Genomic DNA, 16,462 nt, shown 5'->3' with positions numbered 1-16,462 from the left:
AACCGTGACTCTCATCTACGGCCATCGCGGCGCCAAGGGCGAAGCACCGGAAAACACCCTGACCAGCTTTCAGGAATGCCTCAAGCACGGCGTACGTCGTTGTGAACTGGACTTGCACCTGTCCAAGGACGGCGAGTTGATGGTGATCCACGACCCGACCCTCAAACGCACCACCGACCGCCGCGGCAAAGTAGTCGAGCATACCGCCGCGGAGTTGGTGACCTATGACGCGCGCAAGGGTGGCCCGGGCTGGATCAAACCCTGCCCGATCCCAACGCTGGAAGAACTGTTCGAGAAATGCGATTTCGAGCACTGGCAGCTGGAAGTCAAAAGCGCTTCACGCACCCGTGCCGTGACCACCGTGCTGGCGATTCGCGAAATGGCTCAGCGTTTCGGTATGCGGGACAAGATCACGATTACGTCGAGTTCACGCGAAGTATTGAAAGCCGCGCTGGACCTGGTGCCGGACGTGTCTCGCGGATTGGTGGCCGAGTATGCCTGGCTCGACCCGTTGAAGGTCGCGCAAAACTATGGCTGTGAGATGCTGGCGCTGAACTGGACCCTGTGTACGCCGGAACGCCTGCAGAAGGCGCAGCGTCAGGGGCTGCATGTGTCGGTGTGGACAGTCAACGAGCCCGCGCTGATGCGCAGACTCGCCGACTTCGGCGTTGACAGCCTGATTACAGACTTTCCCGGTTTGGCCACTGCCACGCTCGAGAATTGCTGAAATCGGTCTCCCCGGCCGGCTCAGGCCACCGGCCGGAGCCGCTCAAAAAAGCCGGTTGAGGCCATCGTACGCCGCTACCCGATAGGCTTCAGCCATGGTCGGGTAGTTGAACGTCGTGTTGACGAAGTACTTCAGGGTGTTCAGTTCACCCGGCTGGCTCATGATCGCCTGACCGATGTGCACGATCTCCGACGCCTGATAACCGAAGCAATGAACGCCCAGCACTTCCAGGGTATCGCGGTGGAACAGGATCTTCAGCATGCCTTGCGGCTCACCGGCGATCTGCGCACGCGCCATGCCCTTGAAGAACGCCTTGCCCACTTCGTACGGGACCTTGGCTTGAGTCAGCTCCTGCTCGTTCTTGCCGATCGAGCTGATCTCCGGAATGGTGTAGATGCCGGTTGGCACGTCGTTGACGAAACGCCAGCTGCCATTGTCAACAATGCTGCCAGCGGCCGAACGGCCCTGGTCGTGGGCGGCACTGGCCAGGCTCGGCCAGCCAATCACGTCCCCGGCACCGTAAATATTCGGCACGCAGGTGCGGTAGTTTTCATCGACTTCGATCTGGCCACGGCTGTTGACCTTCACGCCGATATTTTCCAGGCCCAGCTGATCGGTGTTGCCGGTACGGCCGTTGCACCAGAGCAAGGCATCGGCTTTGATCTTCTTGCCGGACTTCAGGTGCAGGATCACGCCGTTGTCCACGCCTTCGACGCGGTCGTAGTCTTCGTTGTGGCGAACCGTGATGTTGTTGTTGCTGAAGTGATAGCTCAGCGCCTGGGAAATTTCCGAGTCGAGGAAGCTCAGCAACTGGCCGCGGTTATCCACCAGCTCAACCAGCACACCCAGGCCACTGAAGATCGAGGCGTATTCGCAACCGATCACGCCAGCGCCGTAAACGATAAGTTTGCGCGGGGTGTGGCCGAGGCTGAGGATGGTGTCGCTATCGTAGATACGCGGGTGATGGAAATCGATGTCCGCCGGGCGATAAGGACGCGAGCCGGTGGCGATGATGATGTGCTTGGCCACCAGTTTTTCAACCACGCCGTTGGCGCAGACCACTTCGATGGTTTGCTCGTCGGCGAAGCTGCCGGTGCCGAAGAACACGTCGACGCGGTTACGGGCGTAGTAGCCGGTGCGCGAGGCGACTTGTTTGGAGATGACTTTTTCGGCGCTCTTCAAAACGTCCGGGAACGAGAACCAGCGCGGCTCACCAATCGCCCGGAACATCGGGTTGGTGTTGAACTGCATGATCTGCCGGACCGAGTGACGCAAGGCCTTGGACGGGATGGTGCCCAGGTGGGTGCAGTTGCCGCCGACCTGGCGACGACTATCGACCATCGCCACCTTGCGTCCTGCTTTGGCGGCATTCATTGCCGCGCCCTCTCCCGCCGGGCCGGAACCCAACACCACCACGTCGTAGTTGTAGACAGCCATGCATACTCCTCAGAACAGGCCGCGGCGCCCTCGGCACCTGCGGCTAAATCACGCCGATCTGCGGCGTGAAGGAACAATTTGGGGCCAGTGCAGAACCCGGACACAGTCTATAGAAGCGTCAACGCCGGGCACATTAACCCTTGGTCGCGTCGTAGGCTAGTTTTGCCTGCACTACAACGCCATCAAAAATGCTTTTGAGACCGCAATCACTTGGTTTTCTCGCCCACCAGGCGCTCAAAAGCCTGATTGGTGCGTGTGACGAAACCTGTATCGGCACGAATCACAAAGAATGCACCAATGTCATGGGTTTCGGCATAGTCCCAACCCCGTTCAGGACCGAGAATCAGCAACAGCGTCGATAGGCCATCGGCCATTAACGCTGAAGGATGAATCACTGTGACTGACGCCAGGGTGTGTAGGACCGGCGCTCCGGTGCGGGCATCGAAGGTGTGGGAATAGCGCTGGCCGTTCTGCTGAAAATAATTGCGGTAGTCGCCGGACGTGGACACAGCGTAGCCGTCGACGGCGATGATTTTTTGCGCGACTTGCTGATCGTCCCGAGGCTCTTCTAACGCGATGCGCCAGGGTGAACCGTCGAGCTTTTTGCCGGCAGCCTTGAGTTCACCGGTGACCTCCGCCAGGTAGTTGTGGATGCCCTGCTCTTCAAGCTTTGCGGCAATCGTGTCGACCGCGTAACCGGCAGCGATGCTGTTGAAGTCGATCTCAACCGCAGCGTCCTTGCACAGCTGATCACCGTCGATGCGCAAGTGGGTGTGGCCGACGCGTTGCTGCATCTCGGCAAGCGCTTCGGCGCTCGGGACTTTTTCCTCACGCGCCTGCGGACCGAATCCCCACAGATTGAGCAGTGGCTCCACTGTCAAGTCGAAGGAGCCGTCGCTTTGGGATGACAACTGCTCGCCCACACGGATCAATTCGAGCACAGGGCCAGGCATGACCTGACAGCGACCGGCCGGCAGTGCGTTGAAACGTACGGTGTCCGAGTCGCTGCGATAGGTCGAGAATTGTCGATCCACTTCGGCGAGGATATTTTCTACTTCGGCCTGCACCGCTTTCGGCCCGGGCGCGGAGGAATGTCTTACGTATTGAATGGAATAACGACTGCCCATGGTCGGGCCGTCGAAGCGTTCCAGGCTGTCGCCGTTGCCACAACCGGACAAGATGCCGGCCAGCACCACAAGTCCACTCCACCGTCCAGTTAACAAATCTTCATCTCCCCTCAAAACCGCGCCCGCCATTATGGGCCTCAGAGCGCATGAGAGCGAGGTCTGCCAGCGCCCGTCAGCCAGACGCAAAACCTGTGGGAGCGAGCCTGTGTGGCGAGGGGGCTTGCCCCCGTCCGATTGCGAAGCAATCGTAAACCCGATCACCCCACAGGCGCAGCGTTTTCAAACAAGATTTACCAGCGTGAGTACCTACAAATGTCTTCCAATACGAGCAACGGCAAAGCAATTTTTCGCGTCGTCAGCGGAAACTTCCTGGAGATGTTCGACTTCATGGTTTACGGCTTTTACGCCACGGCCATTGCTAAAACCTTCTTCCCTGCCGACAGCGCTTTCGCTTCCCTGATGCTGTCTTTGGCCACTTTCGGGGCCGGCTTCCTGATGCGTCCGTTGGGGGCGATTTTCCTCGGGGCTTACATCGACCGTCACGGCCGCCGCAAAGGCCTGATCATCACACTGGCAATGATGGCCGCCGGCACACTATTGATTGCCTGCGTGCCGGGTTACGCGACGCTGGGCGTCGCGGCGCCGCTGATCGTATTGCTCGGTCGCCTGTTGCAAGGCTTCTCGGCGGGCGTGGAACTGGGCGGCGTGTCGGTGTACCTCGCCGAGATCTCCACACCAGGCCGCAAAGGCTTCTTCGTCAGTTGGCAGTCTGCCAGTCAGCAAGCTGCGGTGGTATTCGCCGGCCTGCTCGGCGTGGGCTTGAACCATTGGCTCAGCCCGGAAGAAATGGGTGAATGGGGCTGGCGCGTGCCGTTCCTGATCGGCTGCATGATCGTGCCGGTGATCTTCGTGATCCGCCGCTCGCTGGAAGAAACCCCGGAATTCCAGGCGCGCAAGCACCGCCCTACCCTGCAAGACATTGTCCGCTCGATTGGTCAGAACTTCGGCATCGTCCTCGCCGGCATGGCGCTGGTGGTGATGACCACTGTGTCGTTCTACCTGATCACCGCCTACACCCCGACCTTCGGCAAGGCCGAACTGCATCTGTCGGATCTGGATACGTTGCTGGTGACCGTGTGCATCGGCCTGTCGAACTTCTTCTGGCTGCCGGTGATGGGTTCTGTGTCTGACAGAATCGGGCGCAAACCCCTGCTGTTGGCGGCGACGATTCTGGCGATCCTCACGGCTTATCCAGCGCTGTCATGGCTGGTCGCGAACCCGAGCTTCAGCCATCTGCTGATCGTCGAGTTGTGGCTGTCGTTCCTGTATGGCTCGTACAACGGCGCCATGGTGGTGGCCCTGACCGAGATCATGCCGGTGGAAGTTCGCACGACCGGTTTCTCCCTTGCCTACAGCCTCGCGACCGCGACCTTTGGTGGTTTCACACCGGCGGCTTGTACGTATCTGATCCATGTGCTGGACAACAAGGCGGCGCCGGGGATCTGGCTCAGTGGCGCGGCGGTGTTGGGATTGATTGCGACGCTGGTGCTGTTCCGGGGCAATCGTCACGAGTTGCGGACTGCGCAAGCGGCAGTAGTCGGCGGCGCCTGATCCATCGCCTTCGCGAGCAAGCCCGCTCCCACATTTGACCGCGTCCGCCGGGACAACTCGATCAAATGTGGGAGCGGGCTTGCTCGCGAAGAGGCCAACACCGACAACACACCTGCAACTGACCAAACCGCACAACAAAAAGCGCTTAGCGCGGGAACGCTGGCGGGTTTACACCGGCCATGTCTTCCATCACGCGAACTACCTGGCAGCTGTAACCGAACTCGTTGTCGTACCAGACGTACAGAACAACGCGGTTGTCCTGAACGATGGTCGCTTCAGCGTCCACAACGCCTGCGTGGCGCGAGCCAACGAAGTCGGTGGAAACCACTTCCTGCGAATTGACGTAGTCGATTTGCTTGTGCAGATCGGAGTGCAGCGCCATGTAGCGCAGGTACTCGTTCATCTCTTCACGGGTGGCGGCTTTCTCAAGGTTGAGGTTGAGAATGGCCATCGACACGTTCGGCGTCGGAACACGGATCGCGTTACCGGTCAGCTTGCCGGCCAGCTCAGGCAGCGCCTTGGCAGCAGCGGTGGCAGCACCAGTCTCGGTGATGACCATGTTCAGCGCGGCGCTACGACCACGGCGATCACCCTTGTGGAAGTTGTCGATCAGGTTCTGGTCGTTGGTGTACGAGTGAACAGTTTCGACGTGACCGTTGATGATGCCGAACTTGTCATTCACAGCTTTCAGCACCGGCACGATGGCGTTGGTGGTGCAGGAAGCGGCGGACACGATCTTGTCCTCAGCTGTGATTTCACCGTGGTTGATGCCGTGAACGATGTTCTTCAGCTTGCCTTTGCCAGGCGCGGTCAGAACAACGCGGTCGATACCCGGGCATGCCAGATGCTGGCCCAGGCCGTCGGCGTCACGCCATACACCGGTGTTGTCCACCAGCAGCGCGTTTTTGATGCCGTACTGGGTGTAGTCCACTTCAGTCGGATTCTTCGCGTAGATAACCTGGATCAGGTTGCCGTTGGCGGTGATGGTGTTGTTGGCTTCATCAATGGTGATGGTGCCATTGAACGAACCGTGCACCGAGTCGCGACGCAGCAGGCTGGCACGTTTGACCAGATCGTTCTCGGCGCCCTTGCGGACAACGATGGCGCGCAGACGCAGGCCGTCGCCACCACCGGTTTTCTCGATCAGGATGCGCGCCAGCAGACGACCGATACGACCGAAGCCATACAGGACAACGTCGGTGCCGGTACGGCCGGAACCATTCTGCTTGCCGACCACATCGGCCAGCTCGTCACGGACGAACGCTTCGGCGGTACGGCCATTACCTTCGGCTTTGAATTTGACAGCCAGCTTGCCCAGATCTACCGAAGCAGCGCCGAGCTTGAGCTCGCTCATTGCCTTGAGCAGCGGGAATGTTTCGTGGACGGACAATTCGCTGTCATCGGACTGGCGATGGCGAGCAAAGCGGTGAGCTTTGAGAATCGCGATGACAGACTGGTTGATCAGACTGCGGCCATAGATCGAGCTCACCACGTTGTTATTGCGGTAGAGCTGACCGATAAGCGGAATCATCGCTTCTGCGAGTGCTTCACGGTCGATCCATTCACCAAGACACTGGTCGGGCTTCTGAGTCACGGTAACCTTCCACATGTAGGGGCAGAAAAAAGGGGCTACATTATGCCGCCGAGTGCCTTCCGTAGCAATGCGCGCCTGTCGCACAGGCGGTAACAAAATCCTGTTCAAAAAAATTACGCCCCGCTCCAGCCCAGTAAAACCTAGGCTTTCAGCATAGTCAATTTTTCGACGATAGCCATGCCGTGTCCGTAACCCTCCGTAACACTGAGCGGTTTTGGCACTACATTTTCAGTATCAAACCGCCAGTTTTTGTCATTACCACTACATTTCACCCAACCTGTGCATATAGACACAGTCTGCAACTGACAGCCGGCACCTGAGGCCGTTACAATTGTCGACTTTGTCGCAACGCTTGGAGCTCAACCTTCCGTGCCCGTTCTGCGTCTACCGCTTCTCCCTGCCGCGGCAGGTAAACAGCACTGGGGCAACCTGCCCGGTGCCGCCCTGAGCCTGGCCATCGCCGAGGCCGCCAGCGCTGCCAAGCGCTTTACCCTGCTACTGACCGCCGACAGCCAGAGTGCCGAACGGCTGGAACAGGAGCTGAGTTTCTTCGCCCCGGATTTGCCTGTTCTGCATTTCCCCGACTGGGAAACCCTGCCCTACGACCTGTTCTCGCCACACCAGGACATCATCTCTCAGCGCATCTCCAGCCTGTATCGGTTGCCGGAGCTGGAGCATGGCGTGCTGGTCGTGCCGATCACCACGGCCCTGCACCGCCTGGCGCCGACCAAATTCCTGCTGGGCAGCAGCCTGGTGCTGGATGTCGGCCAGAAGCTTGATGTCGAGCAAATGCGCAGCCGGCTTGAGGCCAGCGGCTATCGTTACGTCGATACAGTCTATGAGCACGGCGAATTCACCGTACGCGGCTCGTTGATCGATCTGTTCCCGATGGGCAGCAAGCTGCCCTTCCGTATCGACCTGTTCGACGACGAAATCGAAACCCTGCGTACCTTCGATCCGGAAAACCAGCGTTCCATCGACAAGGTGGACACCGTTCGCCTGCTGCCGGCGCGGGAATTCCCGCTGCAAAAGGACGCCGTCACTCGCTTCAAGGCACGCTTTCGCGAGCGCTTCGACGTCGATTTCCGTCGCTGCCCGATCTTTCAGGATTTGAGCAGCGGGATTACACCGGCGGGTATCGAGTACTACTTGCCACTGTTCTTCGACGAAACCTCCACGCTGTTCGACTACCTGCCCCAGGACACGCAAGTGTTCTCTTTGCCGGGTATCGAACAGGCGGCAGAGAATTTCTGGAACGATGTGCGCAATCGTTACGAAGAGCGTCGCGTCGATCCATCCCGTCCTTTATTACCACCGGCCGAGCTGTTCTTGCCTGTGGAGGACTGCTTTGCCCGCCTGAAGAGCTGGCCCCGTGTGGTTGCCAGTCAACAGGATGTGGAAACCGGTGTCGGTCGCGAGCGCTTCCCGGCTCAGCCGCTGCCGAACCTGGCCATCGAAGCCAAGGCCACTCAGCCGTTGGCGGCGCTGGCCGGTTTCCTCGACGAGTTCCCTGGCCGCGTGCTGTTTACCGCCGAGTCCGCGGGCCGTCGTGAAGTGCTGCTGGAATTGCTGGAGCGCCTCAAGCTGCGACCGAAAACCGTCGAAAGCTGGCCAGACTTTGTTGCGAGCAAGGAGCGCTTGGCAATCACCATCGCGCCGCTCGACGAAGGTCTCTTGCTGGACGATCCTGCGCTGGCCCTGGTCGCTGAAAGCCCGTTATTCGGTCAGCGCGTAATGCAGCGCCGTCGTCGCGAGAAACGCGCTGACGCCAACAACGATGCAGTGATCAAAAACCTCACCGAGCTGCGCGAAAACGCGCCGGTGGTGCACATCGATCATGGTGTCGGCCGCTATCTGGGGCTGACGATTCTGGAAATCGACAATCAAGCCGCCGAGTTCCTGACCCTTGAGTATGCCGAGAACGCCAAGCTGTACGTCCCGGTAGCCAACCTGCACTTGATCGCTCGTTACACCGGCAGCGACGATGCCCTGGCGCCGCTGCACCGCCTCGGCTCCGAGACCTGGCAGAAAGCCAAGCGCAAAGCCGCCGAACAGGTGCGCGACGTGGCCGCCGAGTTGCTTGACATCTATGCCCGCCGCGCCGCTCGCGAGGGTTATGCCTTCGCCGACCCGAAAGCCGATTACGCGACCTTCAGCGCCGGTTTCCCGTTCGAAGAAACCCCGGACCAGCAGACCACCATCGAAGCGGTGCGCGCCGACATGCTCGCGCCGAAACCGATGGACCGCCTGGTCTGCGGCGACGTCGGTTTCGGCAAGACCGAAGTGGCGATGCGCGCGGCGTTCATTGCGGTGCATGGCGGTCGTCAGGTGGCGATTCTGGTGCCGACCACCCTGCTCGCCCAGCAACACTACAACAGCTTCCGCGACCGCTTCGCCGACTGGCCGGTGAGCGTGGAAGTGATGAGCCGCTTCAAGTCGACCAAAGAAGTGAACGCTGCGGTCGCGGACCTGGCCGAAGGCAAGATCGACATCGTCATCGGCACGCACAAGCTGCTGCAAGACGACGTCAAAATCAAAAACCTCGGGCTGGTGATCATCGACGAAGAGCACCGTTTCGGTGTCCGTCAGAAAGAACAGCTCAAAGCACTGCGCAGTGAAGTCGACATCCTGACGCTGACCGCTACGCCGATTCCGCGCACGCTGAACATGGCGGTATCGGGCATGCGCGACCTGTCGATCATCGCCACGCCACCGGCCCGTCGCCTGTCGGTGCGCACGTTCGTCATGGAGCAGAACAAGAGCACGGTCAAAGAAGCCCTGCTCCGTGAACTGCTGCGTGGCGGTCAAGTCTACTACCTGCACAATGATGTGAAGAGCATCGAGAAATGCGCCGCCGACCTCGCCGAACTGGTGCCGGAAGCACGGATCGGCATCGGCCACGGGCAGATGCGTGAACGCGATCTCGAACAAGTGATGAGCGACTTCTATCACAAGCGCTTCAACGTGCTGATCGCCTCGACCATCATCGAGACCGGCATCGACGTGCCGAGCGCCAACACCATCATCATCGAGCGTGCCGACAAGTTCGGCCTGGCGCAGTTGCACCAATTGCGTGGCCGCGTCGGTCGCAGTCACCACCAGGCGTATGCTTACCTGCTGACACCGCCGCGCCAACAAATCACTCCCGACGCAGAAAAGCGTCTGGAAGCGATCGCCAATACCCAGGACCTCGGCGCGGGCTTCGTACTCGCCACCAACGACCTGGAAATCCGTGGTGCCGGCGAACTGCTGGGCGACGGTCAGAGCGGGCAGATCCAGGCCGTCGGTTTCACGCTGTACATGGAAATGCTCGAGCGCGCGGTGAAGTCGATCCGCAAAGGCGAACAACCGAACCTCGACCAGCCACTGGGCGGTGGTCCCGAAGTCAATCTGCGTGTACCGGCGTTGATTCCCGAGGACTATCTGCCAGATGTGCATGCTCGATTGATTCTCTACAAACGCATTGCCTCGGCCACTGATGAGGAAGGCCTCAAGGACCTGCAAGTGGAGATGATCGACCGTTTCGGTTTGCTACCGGAGCCGACCAAGAACCTGGTGCGGATCACGGCGCTGAAATTGCAGGCCGAACAACTGGGCATCAAGAAAGTCGACGGTGGCCCGCAAGGGGGTCGTATCGAGTTCGCGGCGCAGACACCGGTCGACCCGCTGACACTGATCAAACTGATCCAGAGCCAGCCCAAACGCTACAAATTCGAAGGCGCCACGATGTTCAAATTCCAGGTGCCGATGGAAAGCCCGCAAGAGCGTTTTAATACTGTAGAGGCGCTGTTCGAGCGCCTCATTCCGACCACTGCTTAAGGACGCCGCATGCGCCTGTTTCGCTCACTGACCTTGTTGACGATGTTAATCACGACGCTGCTCGCCCCCACGGCGTTTGCGGACGATCTGTATCAGGTTGAAATGATTCTAGTGCGGCAAAACACTGTGCCCGCGATCGTCAGCCGCGCCGCGCCGGAAGACTGGGATGCCGGCGCTCAACGCGTCAGCCCCGACAGTTTTCGCACGCCGAGCCTTAATCCCGAAGTGGAAAAGCTCACCGCCAGCAATGAATACACAGTGTTGATGCACAAGGCCTGGCAACAAAAGCTCGGCGAAGAAGCCAGCAAAGTCGCGATCAGCGAAGGCACCGAGCAGTTCGGCCAGTTCCCGATCGAGGGCACGCTGAGCCTGAAACTGGGGCGCTTCACCGACGTCGATGCAGACTTCTGGGTCAATAAGATTGATGCCAACGGCTTGGTCACCGCCAGCGAACGCCTGAAGCAGGAAAGCCACACCAAGAACGGTCAACTGAACTTCCTCGACAACGGCCACCTGGGCCTGCTGATAAAGATCACCTCGCTGACCGCCCCTGCGCCTCGGCCAGTCCCCGATGTAATTCCGGACTGATTGATTCTTTATGCCCCCGACCCTGAGCAAACCCCTGGCAACATCCTGGGTCAGCCGATTCAAGGAACAGAGCCTGGAGCGTGGCCGCCGCTACGCCCTGGAGAACCGCGTCAGGATCGTCGAAGTCGGCGATGCCACCATCACCGCCAGTTGCGAAGGCTCTGGCGGTAACGTTTACCGTCAGACCATTCGCCTGCGTGAGTCGGCCAAAGGCACCTTGCTGATGATCGACGCCACGTGTACCTGTCCGGTTCATAGCAACTGCAAACATTGCGCGGCGGTGTTGCTGCAAGTGCAGGAAACCCTCGCTTACCCGGCGGCTGCCAAAGACGCTGAACTGCTGGAAAAACTTCAGGCCGTACTGGAGAACCGTAGCCCGAAAGCGCCGCCGCAAGTGTTGGTGGACAACGTGCAACCGGTGCCGCGCCTGTGGCTGGCGAGCATCGAGTTCAGCGCCTTCGAACCGCGCAACGGCAAAATGCAGCGGTACATCCAGCATCGCGCGGCGCTGTCCTTCAGCTACCTGGATGAATACGTCAGTGGGCAGAAAAACACTGACATCTTGATCCGCCAGGAGACGCAGACACTGCGGATAAAACGTCACCCGGAAGTCGAACAAGCCTACAGGGAACAGCTGCGAATCCTCGGTTTCAAGATCGCAACCCGACAAAGCAAGGCTTTGCCGGAAAGTGCCGGCGAACTCTACGAGATGGTCAACGACAGCGCCTGGCTGACCTTCACCCTCAACGAACTGCCGAAGCTGCGCACCCAGGGGTGGGAGTTGCAGATCGACGAGGACTTCGGCTTCGACCTGACCGCCGTTGATGACTGGTACGCCACTGTCGAGCAAGCACCCGAGCGCGACTGGTTCGACCTGGAATTGGGGATCATCGTCAACGGCGAACGGCTGAGCCTGCTGCCGATCCTGTTGAACCTGATGCGCTCTCACACCGAGATCCTCAACCCGGAACGGCTCGCCCGACGTCGCGACGACGAACTGATTCTGGTGAATATCCCGCAGCGCCGCAGCACCGATCAAGGCCCGTTGCAGGTCGCCCTGCCCTTCGGCCGTTTGAAACCGGTGCTGGCCACCCTCGGCGAGTTTTATCTGCAAGAGCCCGGCGAAACCACGCTGCGCCTGAGCAAGGCCGACGCCACGCGATTGAATCCGCTGGAAGGCCTGCCGTTGCTCTGGGAAGGTGGCGAGCAGATCCGCACCTTTGCCCAGCGCCTGCGCGACATCAAAGACCACACCGCGGTGGCACCCGAAGGGCTGAATGCCACCTTGCGCCCGTATCAGCTGGAGGGCCTGAGCTGGATGCAGTCGTTGCGGCAACTGGAAGTCGGCGGGATTCTCGCGGATGACATGGGCCTGGGCAAAACCCTACAGACCCTGGCGCATATTCTCAGCGAGAAGAATGCCGGGCGCCTCGATCGGCCGTGCATGGTGGTCATGCCCACCAGCCTGATCCCCAACTGGCTCGACGAAGCGGCGCATTTCACGCCGCAGCTCAAAGTGCTGGCGTTGTACGGTGCCAGTCGCAAAAAGCACTTTGAGACTCTGGCCGATTACGACCTGATTCTGACCACCTATGCGCTGCTGCCCAAGGACGTCGAACGCCTGGCCGCGCAACCGTTTCATGTACTGGTGCTGGATGAAGCGCAGTACATCAAGAACCCCACCAGCAAGGCCGCCCACGCAGCCCGTGAGCTGAATGCTCGCCAGCGCCTGTGCCTGAGCGGCACGCCGCTGGAAAACCATCTGGGCGAGTTGTGGTCGCTGTTCCACTTCCTGCTGCCCGGCTGGCTCGGTGACGTAAAAAGCTTCAACCGTGATTACCGCGTACCGATTGAAAAGCGCGCCAGCGAAGTAAGACTTCAACACCTCAACGGTCGGATCAAACCGTTCCTGCTGCGCAGAACCAAGGAACAGGTAGCCACCGAACTGCCGCCGAAAACCGAGATCATCCATTGGGTCGAACTCAACGAAGCACAGCGTGACGTGTACGAAACCATGCGTCTGGCCATGGACAAGAAAGTCCGCGACGAAATCACCCGCAAGGGCGTGGCGCGCAGCCAGATCATCATTCTTGAGGCCCTGCTGAAGCTGCGTCAGGTGTGCTGTGATTTGCGCTTGGTCAACGATGCCGCCCTACCCGCGCGGGGCAGCACTTCCGGCAAGCTCGATAGCCTGATGGAAATGCTGGAAGAGTTGTTTGAGGAAGGTCGGCGAATTCTGCTGTTTTCGCAGTTCACCTCAATGCTGTCGTTGATCGAAGACGAGCTGAAAAAACGTGGCGTGGCGTATGCGATCCTGACCGGACAAACCCGCGACCGACGCACGCCAGTGAAGGAGTTCCAGAGCGGCAAGCGTCAGATCTTTCTGATCAGCCTGAAGGCTGGTGGCGTAGGACTGAACCTGACCGAAGCGGATACGGTGATTCACTATGACCCTTGGTGGAACCCGGCGACGGAAAACCAGGCGACTGATCGCGCGTATCGCATTGGTCAGGAGAAGCCGGTGTTCGTCTACAAGATGATTGCCAGGGGCACGGTGGAAGAGAAGATTCAGCATCTGCAGAAGGAAAAATCCGATCTTGCCGCAGGCGTGCTGGATGGGCGCAAGACCGGGGACTGGAAATTGCAGAGCGATGATATCGAGGCGTTGTTTGCGCCGTTGCCGGAAAAAATTGATAGGTAGCCGCGATTATTGAATCGCCATCGCGAGCAGGCTCGCTCCCACATTTGGATCTGTGTTTGCCCACCATAATGGAGACAACACAAAATTAATCTGGGAGCGAGCCTGCTCGCGATGGGGTCGACTCGGTATAACGACTGATTAACCCTTAAGCACCCGCGCCAACGTCGACTTCACCTTGCCCATCCCGTCACGCAATGCCTGTTCGATCTCGGCCATGGTAATCACCGCTGCCGACTTGCCCGCCGCCGGGTTCACCACCAGCGCCAGACAGGCGTAGTCCAGTTCCAGCTCACGCGCCAATGCCGCTTCAGGCATGCCGGTCATGCCGACGATGTCACAACCATCACGTTCCAGCCGCGCAATTTCAGCGACGGTTTCCAGACGTGGGCCCTGGGTGCAGGCGTACACGCCATGGCTGCTGTAGCCAACGCCTTCAGCCGCCAACGCCGCGATCAATTGCTGACGCAGGGGTTCGCTGTAGGGATAGCTGAAGTCGATGTGTGTGACCTGTTCCAGGTCATCGGCGAAATAGGTGTGTTCGCGGCCGCTGGTGTAGTCGATCAATTGATGCGGCACGCAGAAATGCCCGGTGCCCATCGCAGTGTGAATCCCGCCCACGGCGTTGACCGCAAGAATCGCTTCGGCACCGGCCTGCTTCAAGGCCCACAGGTTGGCGCGGTAGTTCACCTGATGCGGCGGGAAACGGTGTGGGTGCCCATGACGCGCGAGAAACAGCACTTCCTTGCCTGCATACTCACCGATTTGCACTTCGGCCGAAGGCGTGCCGTAAGGCGTGTCCACCGCCAATGACTGACGAATGTTCAGACCTTCGAGTTGTGTCAGGCCGGTGCCACCGATAATCGCGTAAACCGTCATCACGAAGAGTCCTTAATCGATCAATTGAGCTTCTCTGAGCGCGCCGATGGCCGCCAGCCAGCGTGGATCTTGACGGTATTCGGTGCTGGCGTACGCCTGCCCGCGCATCCGCGCAATACGCGCCGAAGGTTTGACCTTCAACCGCTGGGCGGCGCTCAAGGCTAGCTCGGCAGCTGCGCGATCATTGCACACCAGGCCCATGTCGCAACCGGCAGTCAATGCCGCTTCGATACGACTGGCGGCATCGCCAACCACGTGGGCACCGGCCATCGACAGGTCATCGCTGAAGATCACACCATCGAACTGCAGCTCGCCACGCAGGATGTCCTGCAACCAGCGACGGGAGAAACCTGCAGGCTGGGAATCGACCTGTGGATAAATCACGTGAGCCGGCATGACAGCGGCCAGTTGCTTGCTCAATCGCGCAAACGGCACCAGGTCGTTGGCGCGGATTTCATCGAGGCTGCGCTCGTCGTTGGGAATCGCGACGTGGGAATCGGCCTCGGCCCAGCCATGACCCGGGAAATGCTTGCCGGTGGCAGCCATTCCGGCACTGTTCATGCCGCGGATGAATGCACCGGCGAGCAAGGCGGCGCGCTCAGGATCGCCTTCGAACGAACGGGTGCCGACCACTGCGCTGCGCTGGTAATCCAGGTCCAGCACGGGGGCGAAGCTCAGGTCGAGACCGACCGCGAGCACTTCGGTCGCCATGATCCAGCCACACTGCTCGGCCAGGTCTTCGGCATTCGGGTTATCGGCGATGGCACGCATGGCTGGCAGCCGCACGAAGCCTTGACGCAGCCGCTGAACGCGACCGCCCTCTTGATCCACCGCCAACAGCAGATCGGGACGAATGGCGCGGATCGAAGCGCTCAATTCGCGCACTTGACGCGGATGTTCGATGTTACGGGCAAAAATGATCAGGCCGCCCACTTCGGGCTGGCGCAACAATTGGCGATCTTCAGCCGTCAGCCAGGTACCGGCGACGTCCACCATCAACGAGCCTTGCAGGCCAGCAGTCATAGAGATTCCTTGATTACGATAAACCCGGCTCGCGCGAATTCGCCGCCATGGGCTGAGCCCGGCAGGTCGGCGATATCAATGAGGAGCGGGTTCAGAACGAGAGTCGGCATGGGCGGCTAGCTTAGCGGATGTCAGCTGCCGCGCCCACCCGTGTGCGGTTAAACCTTGGCGGCGACCGGGGCCGATTTGCTGCGCGGACGCAACTGCGCGGTGGCCATGGCAGTGTCGGTGACGCCGCTTTCGGCCCGCATGCCCGCGGCCAGGAACGGCACCATCAGACGCATTACTTGCTCGATGGAGGTGTTGACGCCGAAATCGGTCTCGGCAATCGCACGCAAGGCCTTGATCCCCGACATGCTGAACGCCGCGGCACCCAGCATGAAGTGCACACGCCAGAACAGTTCGATCGGGGGAATGCGCGGCGCGGCCTCGTTGACCAGCATCATGTAGCGGCGGAACACCTTGCCGTACATATCTTCCAGATAACGACGCAAGTGCCCCTGGCTCTGACTGAACGCCAGCCCCAGCAAACGCATGAAAATGGACAGGTCATTGCCGCTGCGTGGCTGCACGACCAGAGCTTGCTCGACGAGGATCTCCAGCAGCTCTTCAAGGGTAGGCTTGTTCTCGGGCTTGGCCTGACGGCGCTCCAGCTCTTTATCGAGACTGAGGCAGAATGGCCCGAGAAAACGCGAGAAGACCGCCTGAATCAGCGCCTTCTTCGACCCGAAGTGATAATTCACCGCCGCCAGATTGACACCGGCCTTGCTGGTGATCAGACGCAATGAGGTTTCAGCAAAACCTTTTTCCGCGAACAACTGCTCGGCAGCATCGAGAATGCGTTCAACGGTTTCCGACTGGGCCATGGCTACTCCGCCTGACAAACACTTGTTTGAAACATACGTTTCAGCCCTGGCCTTGTCAAGTCTGGCGGTTCGTTTTGGGAATGGTCGGTCAGG

General features: G+C 59.8%; 11 protein-coding genes. 5 read left to right on the top strand and 6 right to left on the bottom strand.

Annotation, left to right across the window (positions count from 1 at the left end):
- The first annotated feature begins 4 nt into the window (after window positions 1-4).
- A complete protein-coding gene (locus KVG95_RS24900; protein WP_217858279.1) occupies window positions 5-727 on the top strand; it encodes a glycerophosphodiester phosphodiesterase in 723 nt (240 codons plus the stop codon).
- 42 nt (window positions 728-769) lie between these two features.
- On the opposite strand, the gene sthA is transcribed toward KVG95_RS24900, so the two are convergent.
- Complete coding sequence (gene sthA, locus KVG95_RS24895; RefSeq protein ID WP_030128406.1) at window positions 770-2,164, bottom strand: Si-specific NAD(P)(+) transhydrogenase; 1,395 nt, start codon at window positions 2,162-2,164, stop codon at window positions 770-772.
- Between the two features lie 206 nt (window positions 2,165-2,370).
- Entirely contained in the window at window positions 2,371-3,420 is a 1,050-nt protein-coding gene (locus KVG95_RS24890; RefSeq protein ID WP_225923295.1) for an FAD:protein FMN transferase, read from the bottom strand.
- A gap of 183 nt (window positions 3,421-3,603) precedes the next feature.
- Here KVG95_RS24890 and KVG95_RS24885 point away from each other — a divergent pair, with 183 nt between their 5' ends.
- Window positions 3,604-4,902, top strand: coding sequence for an MFS transporter (locus KVG95_RS24885; protein WP_217858278.1), 1,299 nt, complete (start codon window positions 3,604-3,606; stop codon window positions 4,900-4,902).
- Window positions 4,903-5,047: 145 nt separating this feature from the next.
- On the opposite strand, the gene KVG95_RS24880 is transcribed toward KVG95_RS24885, so the two are convergent.
- The gene (locus tag KVG95_RS24880; protein WP_052965467.1) at window positions 5,048-6,511 is read right to left on the bottom strand and encodes a glyceraldehyde-3-phosphate dehydrogenase; all 1,464 of its coding nucleotides are present in this window, start codon (window positions 6,509-6,511) and stop codon (window positions 5,048-5,050) included.
- 354 nt (window positions 6,512-6,865) lie between these two features.
- Here KVG95_RS24880 and mfd point away from each other — a divergent pair, with 354 nt between their 5' ends.
- From mfd to KVG95_RS24865, 3 genes are read left to right on the top strand one after another with little or no spacing between them, the layout of a single operon-like run.
- Window positions 6,866-10,315 (top strand): transcription-repair coupling factor, encoded by a 3,450-nt coding sequence (gene mfd, locus KVG95_RS24875; protein WP_217858277.1) that lies wholly within the window; start codon window positions 6,866-6,868, stop codon window positions 10,313-10,315.
- A 9-nt stretch (window positions 10,316-10,324) separates the two neighbouring features.
- A complete protein-coding gene (locus KVG95_RS24870) occupies window positions 10,325-10,903 on the top strand; it encodes a CsiV family protein (RefSeq protein WP_123720881.1) in 579 nt (192 codons plus the stop codon).
- 10 nt (window positions 10,904-10,913) lie between these two features.
- Window positions 10,914-13,604: a DEAD/DEAH box helicase gene (locus KVG95_RS24865; RefSeq protein WP_217858276.1), complete on the top strand. Its 2,691-nt coding sequence runs from the start codon at window positions 10,914-10,916 to the stop codon at window positions 13,602-13,604.
- A 138-nt stretch (window positions 13,605-13,742) separates the two neighbouring features.
- On the opposite strand, the gene KVG95_RS24860 is transcribed toward KVG95_RS24865, so the two are convergent.
- The 3 genes from KVG95_RS24860 to KVG95_RS24850 all read right to left on the bottom strand — a co-directional run bounded on the left by KVG95_RS24860 (window position 13,743) and on the right by KVG95_RS24850 (window position 16,369).
- Window positions 13,743-14,480, bottom strand: a complete 738-nt coding sequence (locus tag KVG95_RS24860) for an S-methyl-5'-thioinosine phosphorylase (RefSeq protein ID WP_217858275.1) — start codon at window positions 14,478-14,480, stop codon at window positions 13,743-13,745.
- 12 nt (window positions 14,481-14,492) lie between these two features.
- Window positions 14,493-15,491 carry a beta-N-acetylhexosaminidase gene (gene nagZ, locus KVG95_RS24855; protein WP_177319494.1) on the bottom strand — a complete coding sequence of 333 codons (999 nt, stop codon included), beginning with the start codon at window positions 15,489-15,491 and terminating at the stop codon, window positions 14,493-14,495.
- 170 nt (window positions 15,492-15,661) lie between these two features.
- Window positions 15,662-16,369 (bottom strand): TetR/AcrR family transcriptional regulator, encoded by a 708-nt coding sequence (locus KVG95_RS24850; protein WP_217858274.1) that lies wholly within the window; start codon window positions 16,367-16,369, stop codon window positions 15,662-15,664.
- Window positions 16,370-16,462: the final 93 nt, after the last annotated feature.

Source organism: Pseudomonas farris, assembly GCF_019145235.1.
GTDB lineage: Bacteria > Pseudomonadota > Gammaproteobacteria > Pseudomonadales > Pseudomonadaceae > Aquipseudomonas > Aquipseudomonas farris.
Note: the sequence above shows the minus strand (reverse complement) of the source record. Positions and strands in the feature narration are given on the sequence as shown.

Bases quoted from the DNA above. Each gene is read 5' to 3' on its own strand.
- KVG95_RS24890 (WP_225923295.1), bottom strand. From the start codon at position 3,420: ATGGCGGGCGCGGTTTTGAGGGGAGATGAAGATTTGTTAACTGGACGG.
- KVG95_RS24850 (WP_217858274.1), bottom strand. From the start codon at position 16,369: ATGGCCCAGTCGGAAACCGTTGAACGCATTCTCGATGCTGCCGAGCAG.
- KVG95_RS24865 (WP_217858276.1), top strand. From the start codon at position 10,914: ATGCCCCCGACCCTGAGCAAACCCCTGGCAACATCCTGGGTCAGCCGA.
- KVG95_RS24880 (WP_052965467.1), bottom strand. From the start codon at position 6,511: ATGTGGAAGGTTACCGTGACTCAGAAGCCCGACCAGTGTCTTGGTGAA.
- KVG95_RS24885 (WP_217858278.1), top strand. From the start codon at position 3,604: ATGTCTTCCAATACGAGCAACGGCAAAGCAATTTTTCGCGTCGTCAGC.
- sthA (WP_030128406.1), bottom strand. From the start codon at position 2,164: ATGGCTGTCTACAACTACGACGTGGTGGTGTTGGGTTCCGGCCCGGCG.
- KVG95_RS24870 (WP_123720881.1), top strand. From the start codon at position 10,325: ATGCGCCTGTTTCGCTCACTGACCTTGTTGACGATGTTAATCACGACG.
- KVG95_RS24860 (WP_217858275.1), bottom strand. From the start codon at position 14,480: ATGACGGTTTACGCGATTATCGGTGGCACCGGCCTGACACAACTCGAA.